The 18,010-nt window shown below is 67.3% G+C and carries 19 protein-coding genes and 3 pseudogenes; 9 read left to right on the top strand and 13 right to left on the bottom strand.

Annotation, left to right across the window (positions count from 1 at the left end):
• Positions 1 to 42 precede the first annotated feature (42 nt).
• A complete protein-coding gene (gene gadC / locus T398_RS18470; protein WP_496448549.1) occupies positions 43 to 1,587 on the bottom strand; it encodes a glutamine/gamma-aminobutyrate antiporter GadC in 1,545 nt (514 codons plus the stop codon).
• Positions 1,588 to 1,775: 188 nt separating this feature from the next.
• On the opposite strand from gadC, the pseudogene T398_RS18465 reads away from it, so the two are divergent.
• Positions 1,776 to 2,012, top strand: a pseudogene (locus tag T398_RS18465) (hypothetical protein); the annotation flags it as partial.
• A 51-nt stretch (positions 2,013 to 2,063) separates the two neighbouring features.
• On the opposite strand, the gene T398_RS18460 reads toward T398_RS18465, so the two are convergent.
• Complete coding sequence (locus T398_RS18460; RefSeq protein ID WP_496448630.1) at positions 2,064 to 2,756, bottom strand: DUF2975 domain-containing protein; 693 nt, start codon at positions 2,754 to 2,756, stop codon at positions 2,064 to 2,066.
• Between the two features lie 656 nt (positions 2,757 to 3,412).
• Between T398_RS18460 and T398_RS18455 the strand changes: the two genes are divergently transcribed.
• On the top strand, positions 3,413 to 3,691 hold the full coding sequence (locus T398_RS18455; RefSeq protein WP_496448628.1) for a hypothetical protein: 279 nt from the start codon (positions 3,413 to 3,415) through the stop codon (positions 3,689 to 3,691).
• 64 nt (positions 3,692 to 3,755) lie between these two features.
• Here the strand turns inward: T398_RS18455 and rpsD are convergent, their stop codons facing one another.
• Complete coding sequence (gene rpsD, locus T398_RS18450) at positions 3,756 to 4,364, bottom strand: 30S ribosomal protein S4 (RefSeq protein ID WP_496448547.1); 609 nt, start codon at positions 4,362 to 4,364, stop codon at positions 3,756 to 3,758.
• A gap of 48 nt (positions 4,365 to 4,412) precedes the next feature.
• On the opposite strand from rpsD, the gene T398_RS18445 reads away from it, so the two are divergent.
• A complete protein-coding gene (locus tag T398_RS18445) occupies positions 4,413 to 5,123 on the top strand; it encodes a DUF2470 domain-containing protein (RefSeq protein WP_496448545.1) in 711 nt (236 codons plus the stop codon).
• Between the two features lie 95 nt (positions 5,124 to 5,218).
• Here T398_RS18445 and T398_RS18440 read toward each other — a convergent pair whose 3' ends face one another.
• The 5 genes and pseudogenes from T398_RS18440 to T398_RS18420 all read right to left on the bottom strand — a co-directional run.
• Complete coding sequence (locus T398_RS18440) at positions 5,219 to 6,124, bottom strand: DUF2470 domain-containing protein (protein WP_496448543.1); 906 nt, start codon at positions 6,122 to 6,124, stop codon at positions 5,219 to 5,221.
• 204 nt (positions 6,125 to 6,328) lie between these two features.
• Positions 6,329 to 6,625 (bottom strand): DUF1540 domain-containing protein, encoded by a 297-nt coding sequence (locus T398_RS18435; protein ID WP_496448541.1) that lies wholly within the window; start codon positions 6,623 to 6,625, stop codon positions 6,329 to 6,331.
• A 254-nt stretch (positions 6,626 to 6,879) separates the two neighbouring features.
• Positions 6,880 to 7,128 carry a hypothetical protein gene (locus T398_RS18430; RefSeq protein ID WP_496448540.1) on the bottom strand — a complete coding sequence of 83 codons (249 nt, stop codon included), beginning with the start codon at positions 7,126 to 7,128 and terminating at the stop codon, positions 6,880 to 6,882.
• Positions 7,125 to 7,574, bottom strand: coding sequence for an ABC transporter permease (locus T398_RS18425; RefSeq protein ID WP_496448539.1), 450 nt, complete (start codon positions 7,572 to 7,574; stop codon positions 7,125 to 7,127). The genes T398_RS18430 and T398_RS18425 overlap by 4 nt, the downstream gene beginning before the upstream one ends.
• Positions 7,571 to 8,033 (bottom strand): annotated as a pseudogene (locus T398_RS18420) (P-loop NTPase family protein); the annotation flags it as partial. The pseudogene T398_RS18420 and the gene T398_RS18425, both read right to left, overlap by 4 nt.
• 174 nt (positions 8,034 to 8,207) lie before the next feature.
• Between T398_RS18420 and T398_RS18415 the strand changes: the two are divergent.
• From T398_RS18415 to T398_RS18400, 4 genes are all read left to right on the top strand, one after another.
• Entirely contained in the window at positions 8,208 to 8,996 is a 789-nt protein-coding gene (locus T398_RS18415; RefSeq protein WP_496448537.1) for a TetR/AcrR family transcriptional regulator, read from the top strand.
• Positions 8,997 to 9,102: 106 nt separating this feature from the next.
• Positions 9,103 to 9,630, top strand: a complete 528-nt coding sequence (locus T398_RS18410) for a SigE family RNA polymerase sigma factor (protein ID WP_496448535.1) — start codon at positions 9,103 to 9,105, stop codon at positions 9,628 to 9,630.
• Positions 9,627 to 10,751, top strand: a complete 1,125-nt coding sequence (locus T398_RS18405) for a hypothetical protein (protein WP_496448533.1) — start codon at positions 9,627 to 9,629, stop codon at positions 10,749 to 10,751. The genes T398_RS18410 and T398_RS18405 overlap by 4 nt, the downstream gene beginning before the upstream one ends.
• Positions 10,752 to 10,933: 182 nt before the next feature.
• Positions 10,934 to 11,947 carry a phosphatidylinositol-specific phospholipase C domain-containing protein gene (locus tag T398_RS18400; RefSeq protein ID WP_496448627.1) on the top strand — a complete coding sequence of 338 codons (1,014 nt, stop codon included), beginning with the start codon at positions 10,934 to 10,936 and terminating at the stop codon, positions 11,945 to 11,947.
• Between the two features lie 89 nt (positions 11,948 to 12,036).
• Here T398_RS18400 and T398_RS18395 read toward each other — a convergent pair whose 3' ends face one another.
• Positions 12,037 to 12,675 carry a TetR/AcrR family transcriptional regulator gene (locus T398_RS18395; RefSeq protein ID WP_496448531.1) on the bottom strand — a complete coding sequence of 213 codons (639 nt, stop codon included), beginning with the start codon at positions 12,673 to 12,675 and terminating at the stop codon, positions 12,037 to 12,039.
• A 112-nt stretch (positions 12,676 to 12,787) separates the two neighbouring features.
• Here T398_RS18395 and T398_RS18390 point away from each other — a divergent pair, with 112 nt between their 5' ends.
• Positions 12,788 to 13,264 (top strand): peroxiredoxin family protein, encoded by a 477-nt coding sequence (locus tag T398_RS18390; RefSeq protein WP_496448530.1) that lies wholly within the window; start codon positions 12,788 to 12,790, stop codon positions 13,262 to 13,264.
• A 47-nt stretch (positions 13,265 to 13,311) separates the two neighbouring features.
• On the opposite strand, the gene T398_RS18385 is transcribed toward T398_RS18390, so the two are convergent.
• Positions 13,312 to 13,518 (bottom strand): hypothetical protein, encoded by a 207-nt coding sequence (locus tag T398_RS18385; protein ID WP_496448529.1) that lies wholly within the window; start codon positions 13,516 to 13,518, stop codon positions 13,312 to 13,314.
• Positions 13,519 to 14,235: 717 nt separating this feature from the next.
• On the opposite strand from T398_RS18385, the gene T398_RS18380 reads away from it, so the two are divergent.
• Entirely contained in the window at positions 14,236 to 14,493 is a 258-nt protein-coding gene (locus T398_RS18380; protein ID WP_496448527.1) for a hypothetical protein, read from the top strand.
• 881 nt (positions 14,494 to 15,374) lie between these two features.
• On the opposite strand, the pseudogene T398_RS18375 reads toward T398_RS18380, so the two are convergent.
• The 3 genes and pseudogenes from T398_RS18375 to T398_RS18365 form a co-directional block, all read right to left on the bottom strand.
• Positions 15,375 to 15,608: pseudogene (locus tag T398_RS18375) on the bottom strand (hypothetical protein); the annotation flags it as partial.
• Positions 15,609 to 15,654: 46 nt separating this feature from the next.
• Complete coding sequence (locus T398_RS18370) at positions 15,655 to 16,836, bottom strand: MFS transporter (protein ID WP_496448525.1); 1,182 nt, start codon at positions 16,834 to 16,836, stop codon at positions 15,655 to 15,657.
• Positions 16,837 to 16,901: 65 nt separating this feature from the next.
• Positions 16,902 to 17,849, bottom strand: a complete 948-nt coding sequence (locus T398_RS18365; RefSeq protein WP_496448523.1) for a GNAT family N-acetyltransferase — start codon at positions 17,847 to 17,849, stop codon at positions 16,902 to 16,904.
• Positions 17,850 to 18,010: the final 161 nt, after the last annotated feature.

Here is an 18,010-nt window from a genome sequence, read left to right as displayed (position 1 = left end):
GTCGGTGCGGCGCTGGACTCAGGAACCTGCTGCGCGACATGGTCACTCGTCGGCGTCGGCTGCTGCTTCTGTGTCGGCGGGGTGCTGTCTCCGCGTGGGAGTTCCGCTGTGGCGGTCGTCGCGGGGCTGATCGGTAAACGGTGCGACTTCGCTGGCGGGGTCGCGCCAGTGCGGCTTTCGACGCGCGTACAGCAGCAGTGGGGTTGCGATGATCAGGGCAGCCAGCCCGATCAGCAGGCCGAGGAAGAGGGTGGGGTTACCGATGCCGATCTGGCTGGGCGGTACGAGGCTGGAAGCGAGGGCAAGCGCCGAGGCGACGAAGCCGGCTCCCCCGATGATCCACATGCCGGCCGGTCCGCCCGGCGCCCGGTACGGCCGTGGTTGGTCGGGCTGGCGATAGCGGAGATAGATCGCCGAGGCGAACATGATCAGGTAAACGACCAGGTAGAGGAGCGCGGCGAGCTGGCTGAGGATCTGGAAGGCCGCCTCCACCGACGGCATGAAGACGAACACCACCGCCACGGCGCTGACCGCCGCAGCCTGAACCAGCATGATCCGGATGGGCATCCCGTTCTTGTTGGTGGCCTGGTAGAAAGGGGGAAGGTAGCCAGCTTTCGCCACCGCGTGCAGCGCGGTCGATGGGCCGGCCACCCAGGTGACGATGCCGGCTAGGACGCCGATCGCGAGCGCGCAGGCCAGAATCGGCGTCGCCCAGGACAGGCCAAACCAACTGAACACGTCGATAAATGTGATGAGTAGGGACTGGGTGCTGCCGGTCTGGTTTCTTGGTACGACAAAGGCGATCGTGAGTGTTCCCAGGATGAGAATGGCTGCCGTTCCGAGTGCTGCGATCAGGATCGCCAGCGGGTAGCCTCGATCCGGATTTTTCACATCTTGTACGTGGACCGCATTCATCTCCATGCCGGAATAGAAGAGAAAAATGCTCGCGGCCAGCGCCAGGTTGCTGAGGTTGCTCAGGTCGGGAATCGCGTCACCCCAGTGCAGTCGGATCTGCGGCGTCCCACCGGAGATCAGGTAGGCGAAGCCGAGTGTGATGAGGGTGGCAGCGGGGATGATCGTTCCGACAATTCCACCCCACTTCGCGATGCGGGTGAAGGCGGCTACCCCACGGGCGGCGATGGCGGTCGCAAGCCAGTAGACCGCAAGCACGGAGAGCAGTACGTAGAGCTGGTTGCCGGAGAGCTTCTCGTCGACCGTGGCCTGCGGGCCGGTGTATGCCAGCGAGATCGCGGCGAACGTGAGGACCAGGGGAAACCAGATTGTCACCTGCGCGATGAGCAGGAATATGGCGAGGAATCCCCAGCGGGGTCCGAACGCCTCTCCGGCCCACCTGAACACGCCGCCCTTCTCGGGCCACGCGGTGGTGAGTTCGGCGGCGACCAACGAGACCGGAATGAGGAAGAAGACTGCCGCAAAAAGGTAGAAGAAAGCTGCGCTCAGACCATATTCGGCCTCGGTCGGCGGACCGTCCAGGCTGAGCACCGCGACGATGTTGAGCATCGCCAGCCCAACGACAGTGATTTTCGCTGGGCTCTTGGCCGATGGCATCACGTCTGAGGAAGCCATCACGACCCCCGGCGATAACCAAGCTCCGTCTCGGATCACCCTATGCGGTACCCGTAATTCGACGCCCAGGTTTCGCCAAAGCTGAAGCCGCGGTACGTCCACCGCCGCACCGCCAGCTATGAGCCTTGTGGACGAGGACTGCCGCCCATGCGCGACCGGCGTACCATCGCTGTTTCGGGAGGTGGGGCATGCGTGGCTGGCTGGATGGTGTCGGCACCTTCGTGGGCGTGCTCTCCGCCTTTCTCGCCAGCATCGCCGCAGTCAGTGGCCTGATCGTCCTCGTCAGTGAGATTGTCGATGAGCCTCATTCGGTGGGTCGGCTCGGGTCTGGCTGGTTGTTGCTCGCCGCGGGTGGGCTGTTTCTCTGCTCGTTCGTGCTGCGCAGGTGGTATCGGGCGCGGTCCGGTGACCCACGCGACGGGGGCTCGTTGTCCCCGCCTCCCCGCCCGCCGCGCTCGGCAACCAGCGCGCGGCGCTTACCCGGTCACCGCAATCGCATCAAGTTCCGCGCGTAGCCGTACTCCGTGCCGAAAGACGACGGCGAGTAGAAGCGCGATCGCGCCAACCGTCAGCGGCGTGAAGGAGAACGAGAAGACGACGTCCAGGATGCCGGCTGCCGCGGAGCGGGCGACGACGGCCTGATGAGCGGCGAAGCTGAGTAGCTGGACACTGCTGCCACCAAGCGCCACGATAAGGCCGATATGGACAATGCGGTGGCTGTTGGCGGCGGTGAACACCTGAGGAACCGTTCGCACGATGCGCCACAGCAGCCAGAGCACCCACAAGATCAGTGCCTGCGATGCGAGCCGAGGTCCGGCCAAAGCGACCCGTTCGGCCCAGGTGGGCGCCATGATCGAGAGTCCCATCGACGGGGTGAACAGTTCCACCGGTGGTAGCCCGGTCGCCGCATCCCGAGTGCCGTCGGACGTTTGGGTAAAGGAAAACAACGTGAGGTGCTCGAACCCGGAAGCCTCCCAGCGTTCGATGAACCCATCTCCCGGCTGCACCTCCACCGACGGCGCCGGCTGCGGCTCGGGCATCCAGGCCATGCCGCGCCCAAGCTCCAGGCCGGATGGGCCGAGCGCGGTCGGCCACACGCCGAACGCCAGCACGGCCGCAGCGGCTACGCAGAGTAGGCCGGTCAGCAGGCGCACGATCGCCGCCGTCATCGCGTTCACGCGTACCCCCCGACTCAGATCTCCAAGAGCCAGTCACGATAGCTACTTGGCGCGGTCTGTGGTGCCCCCTAAAGCATCGATCGGTCGTGAATTGACCGGATCTTGCCTTCGGCCCACAATCGGTCTCGCGTCGTCCACCGGCGATCATCGAGCACCCGGGATCGGAGCCCATGACTGACTCGCCCAAGTCCGACGACACTCCTGCGGAAGGGCGTGCTGCCCGCACACCCTCGCTGCCACCGGATGGCGACGGCGACGGACAGCCGGTCAACGCCTTCTGGGCCCAGCGTCACGCCGGGTGGCGTGAGCGCACCAGCCAATTACTCCCGACCCGACTGCGGCGTCAACACCTGGTCGTTGGGGTGTCCCTGGCGATCACACTGTCCGCGGTCGCTTTTAGCGTGCTACCGGACGCACCGGTGGCGCCGCCGCCGACCGGCGTTACGACCCCCGGCGCCGAACCCACGCCGACCACCGCCGCACTCGCGCCGTCCCCCTCACTGTCCCCGTCCGAATCCGCATCCCCGTCCCGGGCGCCGGCAGGTGGGGCCGCGACCGACGAGACCGCCCCCTCCAAGGTGCCGACACGAACCGTGTCGGCACCGTCATCACCGGCCAAACCCAGCACCACCAAGCAATGCACCACCGTGCAAGAGGTCCGACTGTGCTCTCGCGTCGTTGGGTCGGGGCCGTTCAGGCTGGAGACCTCAATCAATTCACCACGCGCGCTTGGGGGAACGTGGGTGTACAGCACGGGCGCGGCGGGTGACGGGGGTGAGCCGACCGATGAGCTTGTTCACGCCGGAGGCATCCAGTCAGGTAGCGCGTCATGGACAACCGATTGTGGTGACTTCACCACAATGTGGAGCAATATCCTCCTGCCTGATGGGGAAAAAGCTAAGACGAAGTCGGTCAAATGCCCCTAGGTCTTTCGCTTCATGCCGTTGGTGGCCGGCGACGTCCGGAGCGATGCACCGGTACGGAAGACGCTCAGCGTGAGTAGTACTCGACGACGAGTTGCTCCTGGCAGGTCACCGGCACCTCGGACCGCAGTGGTAGCCGGAGCAGTCGTACGGTCAGGTCGGCGAGGTTGACCTCCAGGTAGGGTGCGGACTTTTCCCCGGCGTGCGCCCCGGCCGCCGCGACGACGAAGGGCGCCTTGGTGCGGCTGCCGGCCGCGACGGCGATGACGTCACCGGGGCGCACTCGGGCCGAAGGGCGGTCCACCCGGCGTCCGTTCACCGTGATGTGCCGGTGGGTGACTTCCTGCCGGGCTTGGTAGATCGTCCGTGCCAGCCCGGACCGCAGCACCAGCGCGTCCAACCTGGTCTCCAGGTCCACGATGAGGGCCTCGCCGGTCTTGCTCTCGAGCCGGGCGGCCCGGGTGAACGCCTGCCGTAGCTGTCCTTCGTTGACGTGGTACTGCGCCTTGAGTCGCTGCTTTTCCAGGAGCCGGATCTTGTAGTCGCTGGTGCTCTTGCGGGATCGGCCGTGCTGGCCGGGCGGGAAGGGGCGGCGCTCGAAGTAGCGCACGCACTTCGGGGTCAGGGGGATGCCGAGGGCGCGGGAGCGCTTGACCTTGGGGCGGGACTGGTTCATTCTGCACCTCTCTAGTAAGGTAAGCCTAACCTAATAGGAGGTGCCAGGTTGAGCAACACCTACCCCGCGGCTTCCGCGCAGCAGCTGCGGACGATCGTGGCTACGGCCACCTCGCTGGAGCTGCGGACACCCGGGCACCGAGCCGACCTGATCAACCGGCACACGCTCGATCCGAGCGGCCGGATCCGGATGGACCTCCCGGTCGACAGCCGGTTAGCCACCGACATCACCCGCCAGCGCGAGGTCGCGGCGGTCGTTGAGATCACCGACGTGGCCCCGACGCCGGTCCGGGAGCGCGTCCGCGGTCGGGGCACGTTCAGTGGTTGGCTCACCCCGGCCGGTCCCGGCGACACCGGCGACAGCGAGGACCTGACTGTCGAGTTCGACCTCGCCGCCGTCGAACTCAGCGTTGACGGGGCCACCACGACGGTGGATCCGGCAGACTTCGCCGCCGCCGAACCGGACCCGCTCGCTGCCGAAGAGGCGGAACTCCTCTGTCACCTCGACCGCCACCACCCGCGTACGGTCGAATCGCTCTGCCGTCTGGTCGCACCACGGCACCGGTACGCCGTACGGCGGGTGGTTCCGCTTCGCCTGGACCGGCACGGACTGGTGCTCCGGCTGGAGCGGGCGAGCGGCCACCGCGACGTCCGGCTCGGGTTCACCCCGGCGTTGCGTCACCCGGACGAGCTCCGCGAGCGCATGGCCGCGCTGGTGGAGCGAGGTGCCGCCTGCGGTCGGCGTTCCCGGATTTGGTGATCGGCAGTCTCCGTCCCCCGCCAGCTGCTGAGTGGGGAAGCAAGCGGGCGGGCCTGGCCGAGTTGACGATCAGAAGGCCCCGGCTCGATTGACGATCAGACGGACGGAATCGCGCACTCCGCCGCTGACCGGCCGCAGGGGGCGGCAGTCGCGGCGGCCGTGCCGTGGGGCGAGGCGCCGGACCGGTGCGGTGCGGTCTTGGCCAGCAGGTCCCGCAGCCCCGCCGGGAGGTCGGCGCTGGAGGTGACCCGGCGGGCGAACGGCAGCCGGACATCGAGGTGGCCGTCTGGTGCCTCGGCGCGGAGCACCATGCCATCGGCGTCAACCGCAACCGGCACGACTCGCGTCGCCTTCTCCGTCAATTCCGGGTTGACTAGGGTCGTGAGCTGGTCCACCGCGTCCCGATGGTGCCGGATCAGATGATCCAGGTGCGTGGCTTCGACCGCGGCGAGGGGATCCGGGCGGGTCGCCCGGTAGGTGCTGGCGCCCACTAGGGCTTCGTCATCGCCGCTGGTGACCGCGACCTCGGCCGGTTCGACCGTCCAGAGCGCGACGGGGGGCAGGTCAAGCAGGGACATCACCGTGTCGGCGTCGCAGGACTCCAGGCTCGCCGGGTCGAATCGGTGCGCGGTGCCGGTGACCCGCACTCGGGCCCGCACCCGGGAGCGTACGGCGACCGGGACAAGCTGGGTGAGGTCGAGCTGCACTTCTCCTCGTCGCCCGCGGGCCGCCACCAGCAGGCCGCCGGTCGGGCTCATCGCGTCAACCGCCAGGATCACCGTGCCGTCGGGCAGTACGGCGTGTGACTCGATCAGGTCGATGGCGGCGTCGCCGAGACGCAGCCGCAGGGACGTGGCGGTGGAGAGGGCGGAGCGCGCGACCACCGCGTGGTGGTCGGTCGGCGGGACGCGGGTGCCCGCGAGCGCTGTCTCCGACGTCGCCCCGCGGGCAAGTGCTGAACCGGTCAGATTCGCTGGCCAGTCGCCTGGATGGAACAACATGTAGTCCCCTCGGCCATGGAAGTGAAGTGAGCTCGGCCTCGGGACTCGACTCTAATAGGTAAGCCTAACCTTGCCAAGTGCGATGCTTGGTTGCCGATGTCGCCGGTGAGGCAGGTCACCGAGAGTTGGCGGCGGGTGGCTTCGGCACGCCAAAGCCCCCGGCTGTTCAGCCGAGGGCTTTGGGTGGACCGGTGCGCCGGGCGGTCAGGCGGGCCGGTAGGTGAGGCAGTCGCTGGCGGTGGCGCCGGGGCCGACGGTGATGGACTCGGCGGTACAGGCGAGGTTGGTGTTGAAGGTGCACTCGGAGCGGGCGCAGGCGCCCACCGCGCCGGTCACCTCGGCGACCCCGCCGGAGATGGCGGACTCCACGAACGTCGCGCAAGAGGCGGCGTCACCCGCCGAGGCCACGGTGATCGCGGGAGCGTGGCAGCCGCCATCGTTGAAACTGCACGCCGTGGCGGCGCATTCGCGGACCGGGGGTGACTGCAGCAGAGTTTTCATTGATGCCTCCAAGGCCGTGCGGGCCGGCAGGCCGGAACGAGCCAGCGCGGCGTAACAAGGTGTCAGTCAGCATTGCCGCAGTGGCGAGACGTAAACGTTGATCCCGTGCGGACTGCGGGTTTTTCCGACGTCGACACTGTAGCAGTAGACCTCACCCGGTAAGGAATAATCATGTTTCGTTCTCCGCGGCGCCTGAGCGGAGTAAGTAAGCCTTACCTAGGTTAGGCAAGTCTTGCTTTGCCTTCTCGCTAAACCTAGTTGTAGCCCCTGTTTCGGCGTTTTACTTCGGCGATTTTGGGCGGGATGTCGGCAGAACTCCGACCGACCCACCAGATCACCGCGTACCAACCGGTGTTGCCGGCCGGCTGGCCGAGCAGGAGCGCGCGGACGGTGTCGACAACCAGGGTCACTGGTTGGTGCTCGACGAAGGCGCGCAGGCCGTCGGGGAGTGAGTCCGGCTGGACGTAAGCGCTGCCGGCGTAGGGGCTGAACATGAGGATCATGCCGAGTCCGCTGGCGCCCTCCGCCGACGTGGCGACCAGGCCGAGCGCGGCGGCGACCCAGGCCCGGCGACGACGGGACCGATGACGACCGCGGAATCCGCCATGGCGATCGTGCGGTACCGGTCGACCACGCCTTCCTGCGTGTCGGACTGGACGGCCACGCTGGTGGAAACGGAGACCATCGTGACGCTGACGACCAGAATGCCGGGGAGGAGGTAGTTGACGTAGGCGGTGGTCCCGACATCGATCGCCCCGCCGAACATGAAACGGAACAGCAGCAGCAGGGTCGCCGGCAGCATGATCGCGGTGAACAGCTGGTCGGGGCTGCGGGTCAGGTGCCGCAGATGTCGGCCGATCAGGATCAGGTTGTCGTTGATCGCCCAGTACAGCTTCGCGCGGGTGACCGGCCGAGCGACGCCCTCGCCGGTCTGGGTCTGGATGGTCACCGGGCGGCTCCCAGCTCGTCGTTGGGCTCGCGGCGGGCGGGTATCGGGTCGGGGCCCGGGGGTGTCGCTCGCCCGCCGGGTGAGGGCTGATCGTTCGGGTCTCCGGGTCGCGGGGTGAGGCCCGGCCCGACGAGCAGGTCGCCGGCCCGGCGGAAGTCTTCGGGGCCGCTCAGCACGACCGCCACCCCGGTCCCGGCCCACGCCCTGTTTCAGCTGGTCGGCCGGTCGCCGGCTTCGGTCAGCTCGAACCGCTCCAGTAGCTGCTGCGTCCGGCGGGTGGCGTTGGCCTTGCTGAGCTTCTGGAGCCGGCCCAGCAGCACCAGGTTTTCCCGGCCGCTGTGCAGCCAGTCCAGGGCGACGAACTGGCTGACCATTCCGATGGAGCTCCGCACTCCATTGCGTCGCCGTGTCACGTCGTGCGTTGACGACGACGGACCCGCGCGATGGCTGGGTGAGCGAACGTACTCGTGCTCCATTTCCCTCCCACCTCTCCTGTCGCTGCTTCCCGGTGGTGGCGGTGCCAGTGCCGTCAAAGGGCCGGGACCGACTTCCGGGCGGTGACTATATATATGCTATGCTGATAGCTATACGCTATACACGGTTAGCGTGGGGTGTCGACGGAAGGGTGGCGCGATGGGTACCGAGCAGACTCCGCTGGGCGGTGGGTCAAGCACCTTCGAGTTCCTCTGGCGCGAGGGTGACCGTCCGCGCAACAGCCCCGGGCCGAGGCCCGGGCTGAGCACCACCCAGGTCGTCATGACCGCGATCGCGATCGCCGACGCCGACGGAATCGACGCCGTCTCCATGCAACAGGTCGCCAAGCGGCTCGAGGTGACCCCGATGTCCCTCTACCGCTACGTGCCGAGCAAGAAGCACCTGGTCGAGGCCATGTTCGACGAGGCCTCCGGCGCGCCGCCCGGCCTCGATGCGGTGCCCGGCGGCTGGCAGGTGCGGGTCGAGGCCTGGGTCGCGGCGCTCTGGGACCGCTACCAGGCCCATCCGTGGATGCTGCGGGCCCCGGTCAGCCAACCGGTCGGCCCCAACCAACTGGCCTGGTTCGAGGCGCTGCTCGCCGTCATCAAAGACATCGGCCTGACGTACGAGGAGATGGTGTCGCTCGCCCTCTTCCTCACCGGCGCCACCCAGGGCCTGGCCCGGATCTCCACCGACCTGGCCCGGGCGGCCGGGGAAGAAGACCTGATCTCCTTCGGGGAGGCGATGGCCGCGGTGGCCCGGCCGGACCGCTTCCCCACCCTCAGCGCCCTGCGGTCGGCCGGCACCTTCGACATCCCGGCGGGCGCCTTTGATATTCCGGCGGGGGCCGCCGGCGGGGTCACCAGCACCGAGCCCAACCTGAAGTTCGGCCTACGGCAGCTGATCGAGGGCATCGAGGTCCACGTCGCCGCCCGCACCAAGCGTTGAGCGACAGGCGGAAGCCCTCGGCCTGCGCCGGCTCCCACGTCGACGACTCAACCCGCGCACCGTCAACCGGCGTTCTATAGGTAGCGGACGTGGGCAGGAGCCTCAGATGGCAGGTCAGGATCAGTACGCCGGGTTCCGGGAGTTCGTTCTGTCCCGGGGACAGGCGCTCTCCCGTGCCGCCTACCTGCTAACCGGTGATCACCAGGGAGCCGAGGATCTGCTGCAGGAGGCCCTGGCCAAGACCGCGCGGCACTGGCGGCGGGTCGAGCGCGACGGCTCCCCCGAGGCGTACGTCCGAAAGGTCATGCTGAACCAACTCCGGTCCTGGCGCCGACGGCGACGCCTGGTCGAGCTACCCAGCGCCCATCCGCCGGAGGGGTCGAGTGAGGGTGACCTCGCCGGCCGGGTGACCGAACGGGACGCGTTGGCTCGGCTGCTGGCCCGGCTTCCTCCCCGTCAGCGGGCCGTGCTGTACCTGCGGTTCTACGAAGACCTGTCGGAGATCGAGACCGCGCGGCAACTGCGGTGTTCGGTGGGCACGGTCAAGCGACACGCGCACGACGCGCTCGTTCGACTTCGACAGCGGTCTTCGTCGCTGTGCGAACCGCACTCCGTACCGGAGGCGCAACGATGACCGAGCACTTTCGCCGTACGTACACCGAGCTCGCCGAGGAGGCCGGCAGCTACGCGGACCCGGACCGGGCCATCGCCCGCGCACGACGCCGGCAACGAGGCGGCCTCCTGGTGCTGTCGGCGGTTACCGCGGTCGCCCTCGTTGCTGGTGCGTTCCTCGCGACACGGCCGGACTCACCCAGCCCGGTGCCTCTCCCCGGTGCCACCACGTCGGCCCCCTCGCCGGCCGTGCAGCCCTTACCCGCGACCGCCGTCGGTAGGGCCACACTCGCGTACGCACCGTGCCGGGACTGCCAAGCCCGGATCATGACGGAGACGGGAGCCCACTACCTGGTGCCCGCATCGGATGCGGACGTGGCCACCGCAGTGCAGACGTCACTCTCCCCCGACGGCCGGTGGGTCGCCTTCCCGGTGGGCCGCGGTATTCGGGTACGCGACCTGACCGGTGACCGCGTCTGGACGATCGCGGAACCCGGCCCGAAGGACCCTCGGGTTTGGGCGGAGGCCTGGGCGACGGACTCATCCCGGCTGTTACTCAAGGAAAAGCGGGACGGGCCGGACTCGACGTACGCGACGTTGCGGCTGGACACCGGTGCCCGCACCCCAACGCCGGTGCCGGCCGGCAGCGTCGTCGTCGGGCTGCTGCCAACCGGAGCGCCCCTGACCGTGTCGAACCTGCTCGGGCCAGATCGGGAGCGGAGCAGCCGGGTCACGGTCACCGTCGGCGCCGGGACAACCGCACGTGAAACCGTCATCGACGCTACCGGATGGGTCGAGCCGAGTGAGACGTTGCTGTGGCCCGCCGTATACCCAGCCGCCGACGGCGGCTATTCGCTGGTTGTCGGCACGTTTCCCGGCGAGTCACCCAAACCCACGGCTGTGCTGCGGGCCAACCGGGCTGGACAGGTGACCGATCGCCAGGACAACACCGCCCGCAGCTACGGGTTCTGGTCCGTGCTCGGCTCGGACGGATCCAACATCATGGTTGCTGTTCAGGGGACCATGGCCGGCCAGCAGGAGAGGACGGTCTTTACGGTTGCGCCGGACGGACGGCTCCGGGAGATCATTCAACTGCCCCTGGGTTCGATTGTCAGCTCGCCTGGCTCGCCGGGAGGCCGCTGATCTCTCCATCCACGGCCCGGCCGAGTCCGCGTCGTTCCCTCTCACCCTGAAGTTCGGTTGGACTGCACTCGGGTGGCGGCTATTAACAATCTTATGTTCATCGATCCTCTGTTAGCCTTGGCGGGCCCTGACATCGAGGAGGATGAGTGCTAGCACGTCGCGCAGCGGCCGTAGCCGCCATCATGATCGCAGGCCTGGCGGTGCCGGTCCAGCAAGCCGTGGCCGCTCCGGCCAACGACATGCCCTTCACATCCGCAACCACTGTCGGAATCCACAACACCTACGAGCAGGGGGCCTTCGACTACCTGGCTGAGGCGCTGGACACCGGCACCAGCCTGATCGAGATCGACATCTGGCCGAACATCTTCACCAGGAAGTGGAAGGTCAGCCACGACGAGCCACTGAGCAACAACAACAACTGTACGACCGGGTCAAACCTCGCCGACCTCTACGCCGGTAGCCGGAACAAGCACTTCGGCGACTGTCTGGACAACATCCGGGTCTGGCTCGACGCCCACCCGGACAGCGGTCCCCTGATGCTCAAGATCGAGCCGAAGCTGGGCCTCGCCACCGCCTTCGGCATGGGTGTGGATCAGGTTGACAGCCTGGTCCGGAGCCGGCTCGGCGATCGGGTCTTCCGCCCCGCCGACCTGCTGGCCAAGCCCGACGGCGGATGGTACGACTCCCTCGACGAGGCGGCCCGGATGGGAAACTGGCCCACCCGGGAGGAACTCGCCGGACGGGTGCTGCTCCAGGTCATCCCCGGCACCGTGGAGAACAACAATCCGTTCGACTGGTCGCCCACCAACGAGCAGTACGCGGAGCACCTTCATGATCTCGCGGCAGCAGGAGAGATCGAGGATGCGCAGATCTTCCCCGCCGCCAGGGGCGCGGCCAGCGGCGACCCCCGGGACCAGTACGACGCCGACATCCGCCCCTGGTTCGTCGTCTTCGACAGTGGGGCCTCCGGGTGGTTCAACCGTGACACCACCTGGTTCGCGGAGAACAACTACGTGCTGGTGATGACCAGTGCGCACTCGGTGGCGCCCGCCATCAGCAGCACCAACCCCACCGAAGCCGAGGCCCGGGACCGCCTGCTGCTCCTGGCCGGCGCCAACGCCAGCATCATCACCAGTGACTGGACCCAGCTACCGCAGATCCAGTCGATGGTGGTGCCGCGCGGGGAGCAGGGCTAGATTCCGTAACCGCCCACGCTCTGGTTCGCTCTGGTCTGCGGCGTGCCGGCGGCAGGTATCGCCGCCAGCACGCCGGGACCGGGCGGAACCTATCCCACCGTGACCCCCCGGCCGGTGGCGAAGCTGGCCACGTGATCGATCGCCATGTCCAGCGCGCGGGCGAGGGGCCGGCTGGACCGGTAGGTGTTGCTCAACAGCAGCCCGCCCTGTAGGGCAGCCATGATGGCTTCGGCCAGTGCGTCCGGATCGGCATCGGGCCTCAGCTGTCCCTGGTCGCGCATCGTGGTCAGCCCCATGAGCAGTGGGGCTGACCACACGGTGAAGCACTTCTGCAACACGACGCGATTCTCTGGATCGCCGTCGGCGAGTTCGCTGGCCAGCGAACCGAGCGGGCAGCCACCCACATTTTGGGCCTCGTCGCGCGCTGCGACGAACTTGTCGCGCCAGCGGCGCAGGCCGGCCAAGGAGTCCAGCTGGTCCAGCTCGGGGCGCTGCGCCTCCACGATCCGGTCGGTCTGCTGCCATGCGACCGCTCGGAGTAGATCTTCCTTGTTCGCGAAGTAGTGGTACAGCTGCGACTTACTGGTCCTGCTGGCCGCCATCACATCGTCGAGGCTCGTGCCCGCCGCCCCGTGCTCGCGTACGAGGTTGGCGGTGGCCGCCACGATGCGGGTCCTGGTCGCCGCCCCCCGGGCGGTCAGCTTGGGGACGTGCTGCGCGCTGGGCATGGCACAAGCTTAGCAAGAAATTGGACTTGCTGGTCCAGTTTTTGCCTCCTACTTTGGACCAGTCAGTCCAGTATCGGGCGCCTGGGAGCGCCGGCGCGACAAGGAGAACGACGTGGCTCGTCTCAATAACGGACAACGCTTTCCGAACCTTCAGGTCCCCGCGGTCGGTGGTGGCACGCTCAACCTGCCCGACGACCTCGCCGGCCAGTTCGGTGTCGTGCTGATCTACCGTGGATCATGGTGCCCGTACTGCAACACGCAGCTCGCGGCGTTCCAGCGGGCCAGCGACACTCTCACCGCACTCGGCGTACGTGTCGTCGCGTTCTCCTCCGACGACGAGGAAACCTCCCGCCAACTCGTGGCGAGTCGTCGGCTCAGCTTCCCCGTCGGGCACAGCGCCGACATCGCCACGGTGGCCGAGGCGACGGGTGCCTACGTCAATGACGAACCGCACCACCTGCAGTCGACGGGGTTTGTCCTCGCGCCCGACGGCACCGTGGTGACGGCCGTCTACTCGAGCGGAGCGATCGGTCGCCTGGTCCCCGACGACGTCGCCGGCCTGGTCCGCTACATCAACGAACACAGCTGACCGCCCACCGGCACCTCAGCTGCCGGCACACCCGGATCGAGCGGAGCCTACTGTTCGTCGGGAGCCTCGTAGCGGTAGGTGTTGGGGTTGACCGCCGCCGGCTTGGGGTCCTCCTGCCAGGCCCCCTCGCCGGGGCGGGCGATCAGGGAGTCCAGCAGTTCCTCCCGGTCCATGTCGACCGCGCCCTCGATGCCACCTCGTACCGCCATCTGTCGCAGGTCCTCCGTGTCCAACTCCGGTATCGGACTCGCCATGGTCGTCTCCCTCGACGTCGGCTGGCGGCTGCTCTACCCGGTCTACCCGAACTTGAACCGGGCTTGTCGTGGTTAATTCCTTGGGGCCACGCCGTACCTCGAAGCGTGGTGCTGGTCAGTGGCGGACGATGCGGCACAAGGTCACGATTTCGAGGCTATCTGAACTGGACAGTGGCAGCCCGCTGTGGCGTTGGTCAGGTGTGGAATAGTTGCGTCCATGATTACGGGTGTAATCCGCAGGGGTGCTGCGGCGCCACTGGTCCTGGCGCTTTCCGCATGTGTGGAGGCCCTCGCCCTCGCGAGATGATACGCCGACGGTGCCGGTCACTCCGACCGTCACCTATCGTCTGTTGGACGACATTTGTGATCGGCTGGACCACAGTTGGTTGGTCCAGCTGACTGGAGCTTCTCCGCAGTTCAGGTAATTCGAGACACGACCCAGTGATATGGGGGTCCGTCAATGTCATGCCTTCTACGGTTCAAGCGGACAACACGGTGACTCCAACGAGGGCCGGTCGCCGGAAAGGCGGGTGCACAAGATGGCGGACCGGGCGCTCGAGCGGGAGGTGCGGGCGCGTCCTTACTCTCTCGGGCAGGCGGTGCCGTGAGAGCGGCGGGAGCTGCGGTATGGGTGGCGTGGTGCGGTGTGGTGCGTGCTCTTCGCCGCGGCCCATCTGTTCTGGGCACTGGGTGGGCGGGGCGGGGTGTTTGGCGGCGGTGACCGGATGGGGAGGGCGGCTGCCGGGTTGGTCGGTGCGTACGGTGTTGTGGGCCGGCGGGTGTGTGCTCGCGCTGCGAGCGGTACTGGCGGGGGTGCAGGACGTGCTGCTGAAAATCGGAGCCCTGCGTCCCAGCCCTGGTTTCGACTGGTCGGTGGTGCACTGGCGGCTGGCGTTGTGGACGCCCTGGCTCAGCGTCGGCGCGGTGCTGTTCCTGGTGACTGCGTTCCTTCACCACCGTGTGGTCCGCAGGTGAACGGCGGGTAGTCGACCCTTCGCGGGGGTTTTCGGGGGTAAACGGAGGCATCCCGGTGCCATTGACAGTGGCCGGCGAGCACGCCCCCACCGTGGCCAGCCACGCAAACGGCGCACCGATGGTGGCGGGAACCGCGGCGACAACCTACCCTCGGTAGGGTCGCGGGCGAGGGGGTGACATGAAGAAAGCAACTCGCTTCATTTGCGCCAGTGGAATGGAGTAAAATGGATCGGATAACTGATTTTCTCCCCTTACTGATATTGATGCTCGTTCTTACTGTGCTGAGTCGGATAGTTAGGCGACTTCGGCGAGAGCATTACCATTCGTACAGGCAGCGGCGTGCGCAGGACGAACGACCTGAGACACGTGCCCGGCGCCTACCCCGATAGGCCGGTCGATTCGGTGCCGCCGGTGCCGACCAAGCTGCGCCTTCGTCTGACGAGAGCCCGGGGTTCTGGCCGTGGCCTAGTTGGACGGGGGTTCGTGCTTGAGACAACGCCCCGCTTGGCCGAGAGCCGGGCGGGGCGTGTCGTTGTGTGGGCTATCCCGTGCGGTGGCCTGTCGGGGCTATCTGTGGCGGGATTTCACGGGACCCCTCCAGCACCGCGCGGCGCTCAGCGGTCGACAAGGCCGACGGTGGGGTGTCTTCGGCCGCAGCGGACGCGACACCACGGGTGGTAGCCGGCGCCGGTAGTGCGTGGCGCGGGAACGGCCGGCGTAGTTTGTACTCCGCGGTGAACGTTCGCCGCTTCGGCCGTCCGCCCTACTCACCGGGGGTGTTGGATAGTGTCACGATGATCCTCTTCCTGTCTCCCGGCAAGCCCAGCTCGACCGGGGAGGCTGCCTCATCTCAGCCTGGCAGACAGGGACCCGTGACTGGAACTCGCCGCTTCCTCCTCGGAGTGACAGGTAACGGTGGTCGCGCCGATCTCCAGGACTAGACCGTCGATCAACTGGCCGGCAACCGCCGGTCGCGGCAGGCCACCGCGGACCTCAGCGTGCTGGCCCCGGTGGCATCGGCGAGATCAGCGAGCAGCTTGGCACCGGGATGACCGACCACGCCCCCGCCCATGCCCGGTCACGATGACCTTCGGACGCGTTGCGGAAGCCTGCACCCTGCAAGTGCCTTCCGTGACGGGACTGTGGGACCTTCGACAAGCCCTATTCTCCCTGATCAGAAGGCACACTTTCGTTCCGCTCCCGCGGTATGGACAGCATCAGCATCATGGCGACGACGCTCAACCCGGTCAGGACCCACCACAGCGCGGCCGGTGCCCGGCTGAGCAGGGAAGTGACCAGCAGAGGCGACAGCGCCGTAGCGGAGCCCACGAAGAGTTGGTTGAAGGCCAGGTACGAACCCTTTTCGGTCTCCGGAGGCAGGCTGGTGAGCATGACCAGCGCGGCTTGGGAGACGGCGAGTTCACCGATCGTATATCCAATCATGCCGATGACGAGTAAGGCAACCTGGAGCGACTGTGGCACGTCGGCAACCACCAGCAGAGCGGCGTAGAGACCGACGTACGCCATTCCGCCAACGGCGAGCACGGTTCCGGGTCGATATCGGTCGAGGTTCCGGCTCAGCGGAAGCTGCAGCACCGCGAGCAGCGCGGTATTCGTGGCGAAAAGCACACCGACCATCCATGATGGCAGGCTGAGATTTCGGAGAATGAACACCGGCATGCCGGATTCCACGGCCAAGGCCGCCGCGAGTAACAGCGCGTTAGCGGTTGCCACCCGCATGAACGCACGGTTTCGCCAGGGGCCCTTGGGCCGGGCGAGCCCCGGGTCGGACGACGCCGGCCCGATGTCCGGCACCTTGCGGGTCATGAAGTAGAGCCCCGCGGTAACCGCCAAGCACGTCGCGTAGATCAGCCCGAGGGCGATGAACCCCTGGGCCGAGTCCACGATAAACACACTCGCGATCAGCGCACCCAGTCCCATTCCCGCGTTGAAGACCACCCGGGACAAGGCCAGCCATTGACTCGTCTCACCTTCAGGTGCCAGCCGGTACGCCAGCAGAGGGGCCGCCACGTTGTCTGCCCGGGTGGCCAGCGCGAGCAACAGGCTGATGACTGCTAGTGGGATTAGGCCCGGCACCGCTACGAACCCGACGAAGCAAAGTCCTCTCAGGACCGCCGATGCGACGAGGACCGGGCGGGGTCCGATCCGGTCCACTAGCTTGCCCACCAGGTGCAAAGCGGGCAACACCACTAGCGCGGTAAGGGTCAGCACGCCACCCACGGCTGTTAGCGATTGTTTGGACACCGAGGTGTAAAACAGCAAGCTGAACGGATAGAAAAACCCCATACCGAGGGCGTTAACGAAGCCGGCAGATCCCACCATGACCGCACCGGGGCCACGCGGGAGGACCGGGGGTCGCGGTGCCGTGCTATCGGCTCGACGGCTGGTCACAGGAACAACAGGTGAGCGTGCTGCTCGCTTGCTACGCAGCCGCGGGACCGCTTGGTGTCCGCACTGCCCAGTCCGTAGTAGATTTTCTTGACGGCAGCCACTGCGGCCTCCTCAATGAGACGGTAGTAGAGCAGCTCGAAGTAGAGTGGGGCTCCGGTGCGCCGCTGGTAGGCGTAGTCGTATCCGGTTTGCCGGGCGTACCAGGTGTCGCCGTGACGCAGGATCAGTGCGAAGGCGCGGATGTCGCCTTCCGCCCGGGCGACCATCGCGAAGGCGTCAGGGCCGAAGCAGTCACGTACTTGGCACAGCAACGGTAGTAGCTGGTCGGGCCGCAAGTCGATGTCGTACTTGGCGAGCAGGGCTGATTCGAGTTCGGCGAACCGGGGCAGGTCGCCATTGTCCAGCGACTCTACGGTGAACTTCGCTCCCGCCTCTTCGACGCGCCGTCGCTCCGCACCGATCGACACCCGCTGTTTGCGAGGCAGGGAGGCGAGGTAGCCGGAGTAGCCGTCCTGCGGCACCGACAGCGAGCTGTAGTGGCCGGAGGTGAACCGTGTGTAGCCGCGCTCGGCGAGTAACCGCGTGAGCGAGTACTCCTGTTCGTCCAGGTAGAGAAAGCAGACGGTAGCTGCCCCGCCCTCGCGTCCGAGTGCCTCCGCTGCGGTGACCAGCGATTCGAGGTCGGCGGCGGTGGTATCCGAGCCGGTCAGTACCCGCGTGCCGCCGACTTGTCGGCCACCTGCCAGCAGCGTGGGCATAAGCCTTTTCGTCGGGTCATGGCCCAGTCCGGCTAGCAGGTCAGCCGCCCCAGCCAGCCCCGCTGCGGCACTGTTGCGCAGCACGGCGTCGGGCCGGCCAAGCGCCCAGGGCACCGCATCCGTGGCGAGGGCCGTGGCCAACGCGGCCACCGGTCGGTCTGCAGGCCCGGTCCACAGATACGCCATGGGGACACCGGCAGTCGCCTCGACAACATCCAGCCAGCGACAGGTCAAGAAGATGTCCGACGGCCCGGCCAGGTCATCCCATGCGCGCCGAGGAAGGTCCGCGGCTCGGAGCGCCACGTGCACCCCGGCAGGTAGCGAAACGTGTTTCCATGGTGTCTGCA

This window comes from Salinispora goodfellowii (assembly GCF_059570675.1).
This window is presented reverse-complemented; position numbering and strand designations above follow the sequence as displayed.

Excerpts from the sequence above, each read along its gene's own strand:
- T398_RS18435 (WP_496448541.1), bottom strand. The coding sequence starts at position 6,625 with ATGAAAACTCTGCTGCAGTCACCCCCGGTCCGCGAATGCGCCGCCACG.
- gadC (WP_496448549.1), bottom strand. The coding sequence starts at position 1,587 with ATGGCTTCCTCAGACGTGATGCCATCGGCCAAGAGCCCAGCGAAAATC.
- T398_RS18430 (WP_496448540.1), bottom strand. The coding sequence starts at position 7,128 with ATGATCCTCATGTTCAGCCCCTACGCCGGCAGCGCTTACGTCCAGCCG.
- T398_RS18415 (WP_496448537.1), top strand. The coding sequence starts at position 8,208 with ATGGGTACCGAGCAGACTCCGCTGGGCGGTGGGTCAAGCACCTTCGAG.
- T398_RS18385 (WP_496448529.1), bottom strand. The coding sequence starts at position 13,518 with ATGGCGAGTCCGATACCGGAGTTGGACACGGAGGACCTGCGACAGATG.
- T398_RS18440 (WP_496448543.1), bottom strand. The coding sequence starts at position 6,124 with ATGTTGTTCCATCCAGGCGACTGGCCAGCGAATCTGACCGGTTCAGCA.
- T398_RS18460 (WP_496448630.1), bottom strand. The coding sequence starts at position 2,756 with ATGACGGCGGCGATCGTGCGCCTGCTGACCGGCCTACTCTGCGTAGCC.
- T398_RS18400 (WP_496448627.1), top strand. The coding sequence starts at position 10,934 with ATGATCGCAGGCCTGGCGGTGCCGGTCCAGCAAGCCGTGGCCGCTCCG.
- T398_RS18370 (WP_496448525.1), bottom strand. The coding sequence starts at position 16,836 with ATGGTGGGATCTGCCGGCTTCGTTAACGCCCTCGGTATGGGGTTTTTC.
- T398_RS18365 (WP_496448523.1), bottom strand. The coding sequence starts at position 17,849 with ATGGCGTATCTGTGGACCGGGCCTGCAGACCGACCGGTGGCCGCGTTG.
- T398_RS18405 (WP_496448533.1), top strand. The coding sequence starts at position 9,627 with ATGACCGAGCACTTTCGCCGTACGTACACCGAGCTCGCCGAGGAGGCC.
- T398_RS18395 (WP_496448531.1), bottom strand. The coding sequence starts at position 12,675 with ATGCCCAGCGCGCAGCACGTCCCCAAGCTGACCGCCCGGGGGGCGGCG.
- T398_RS18410 (WP_496448535.1), top strand. The coding sequence starts at position 9,103 with ATGGCAGGTCAGGATCAGTACGCCGGGTTCCGGGAGTTCGTTCTGTCC.
- rpsD (WP_496448547.1), bottom strand. The coding sequence starts at position 4,364 with ATGAACCAGTCCCGCCCCAAGGTCAAGCGCTCCCGCGCCCTCGGCATC.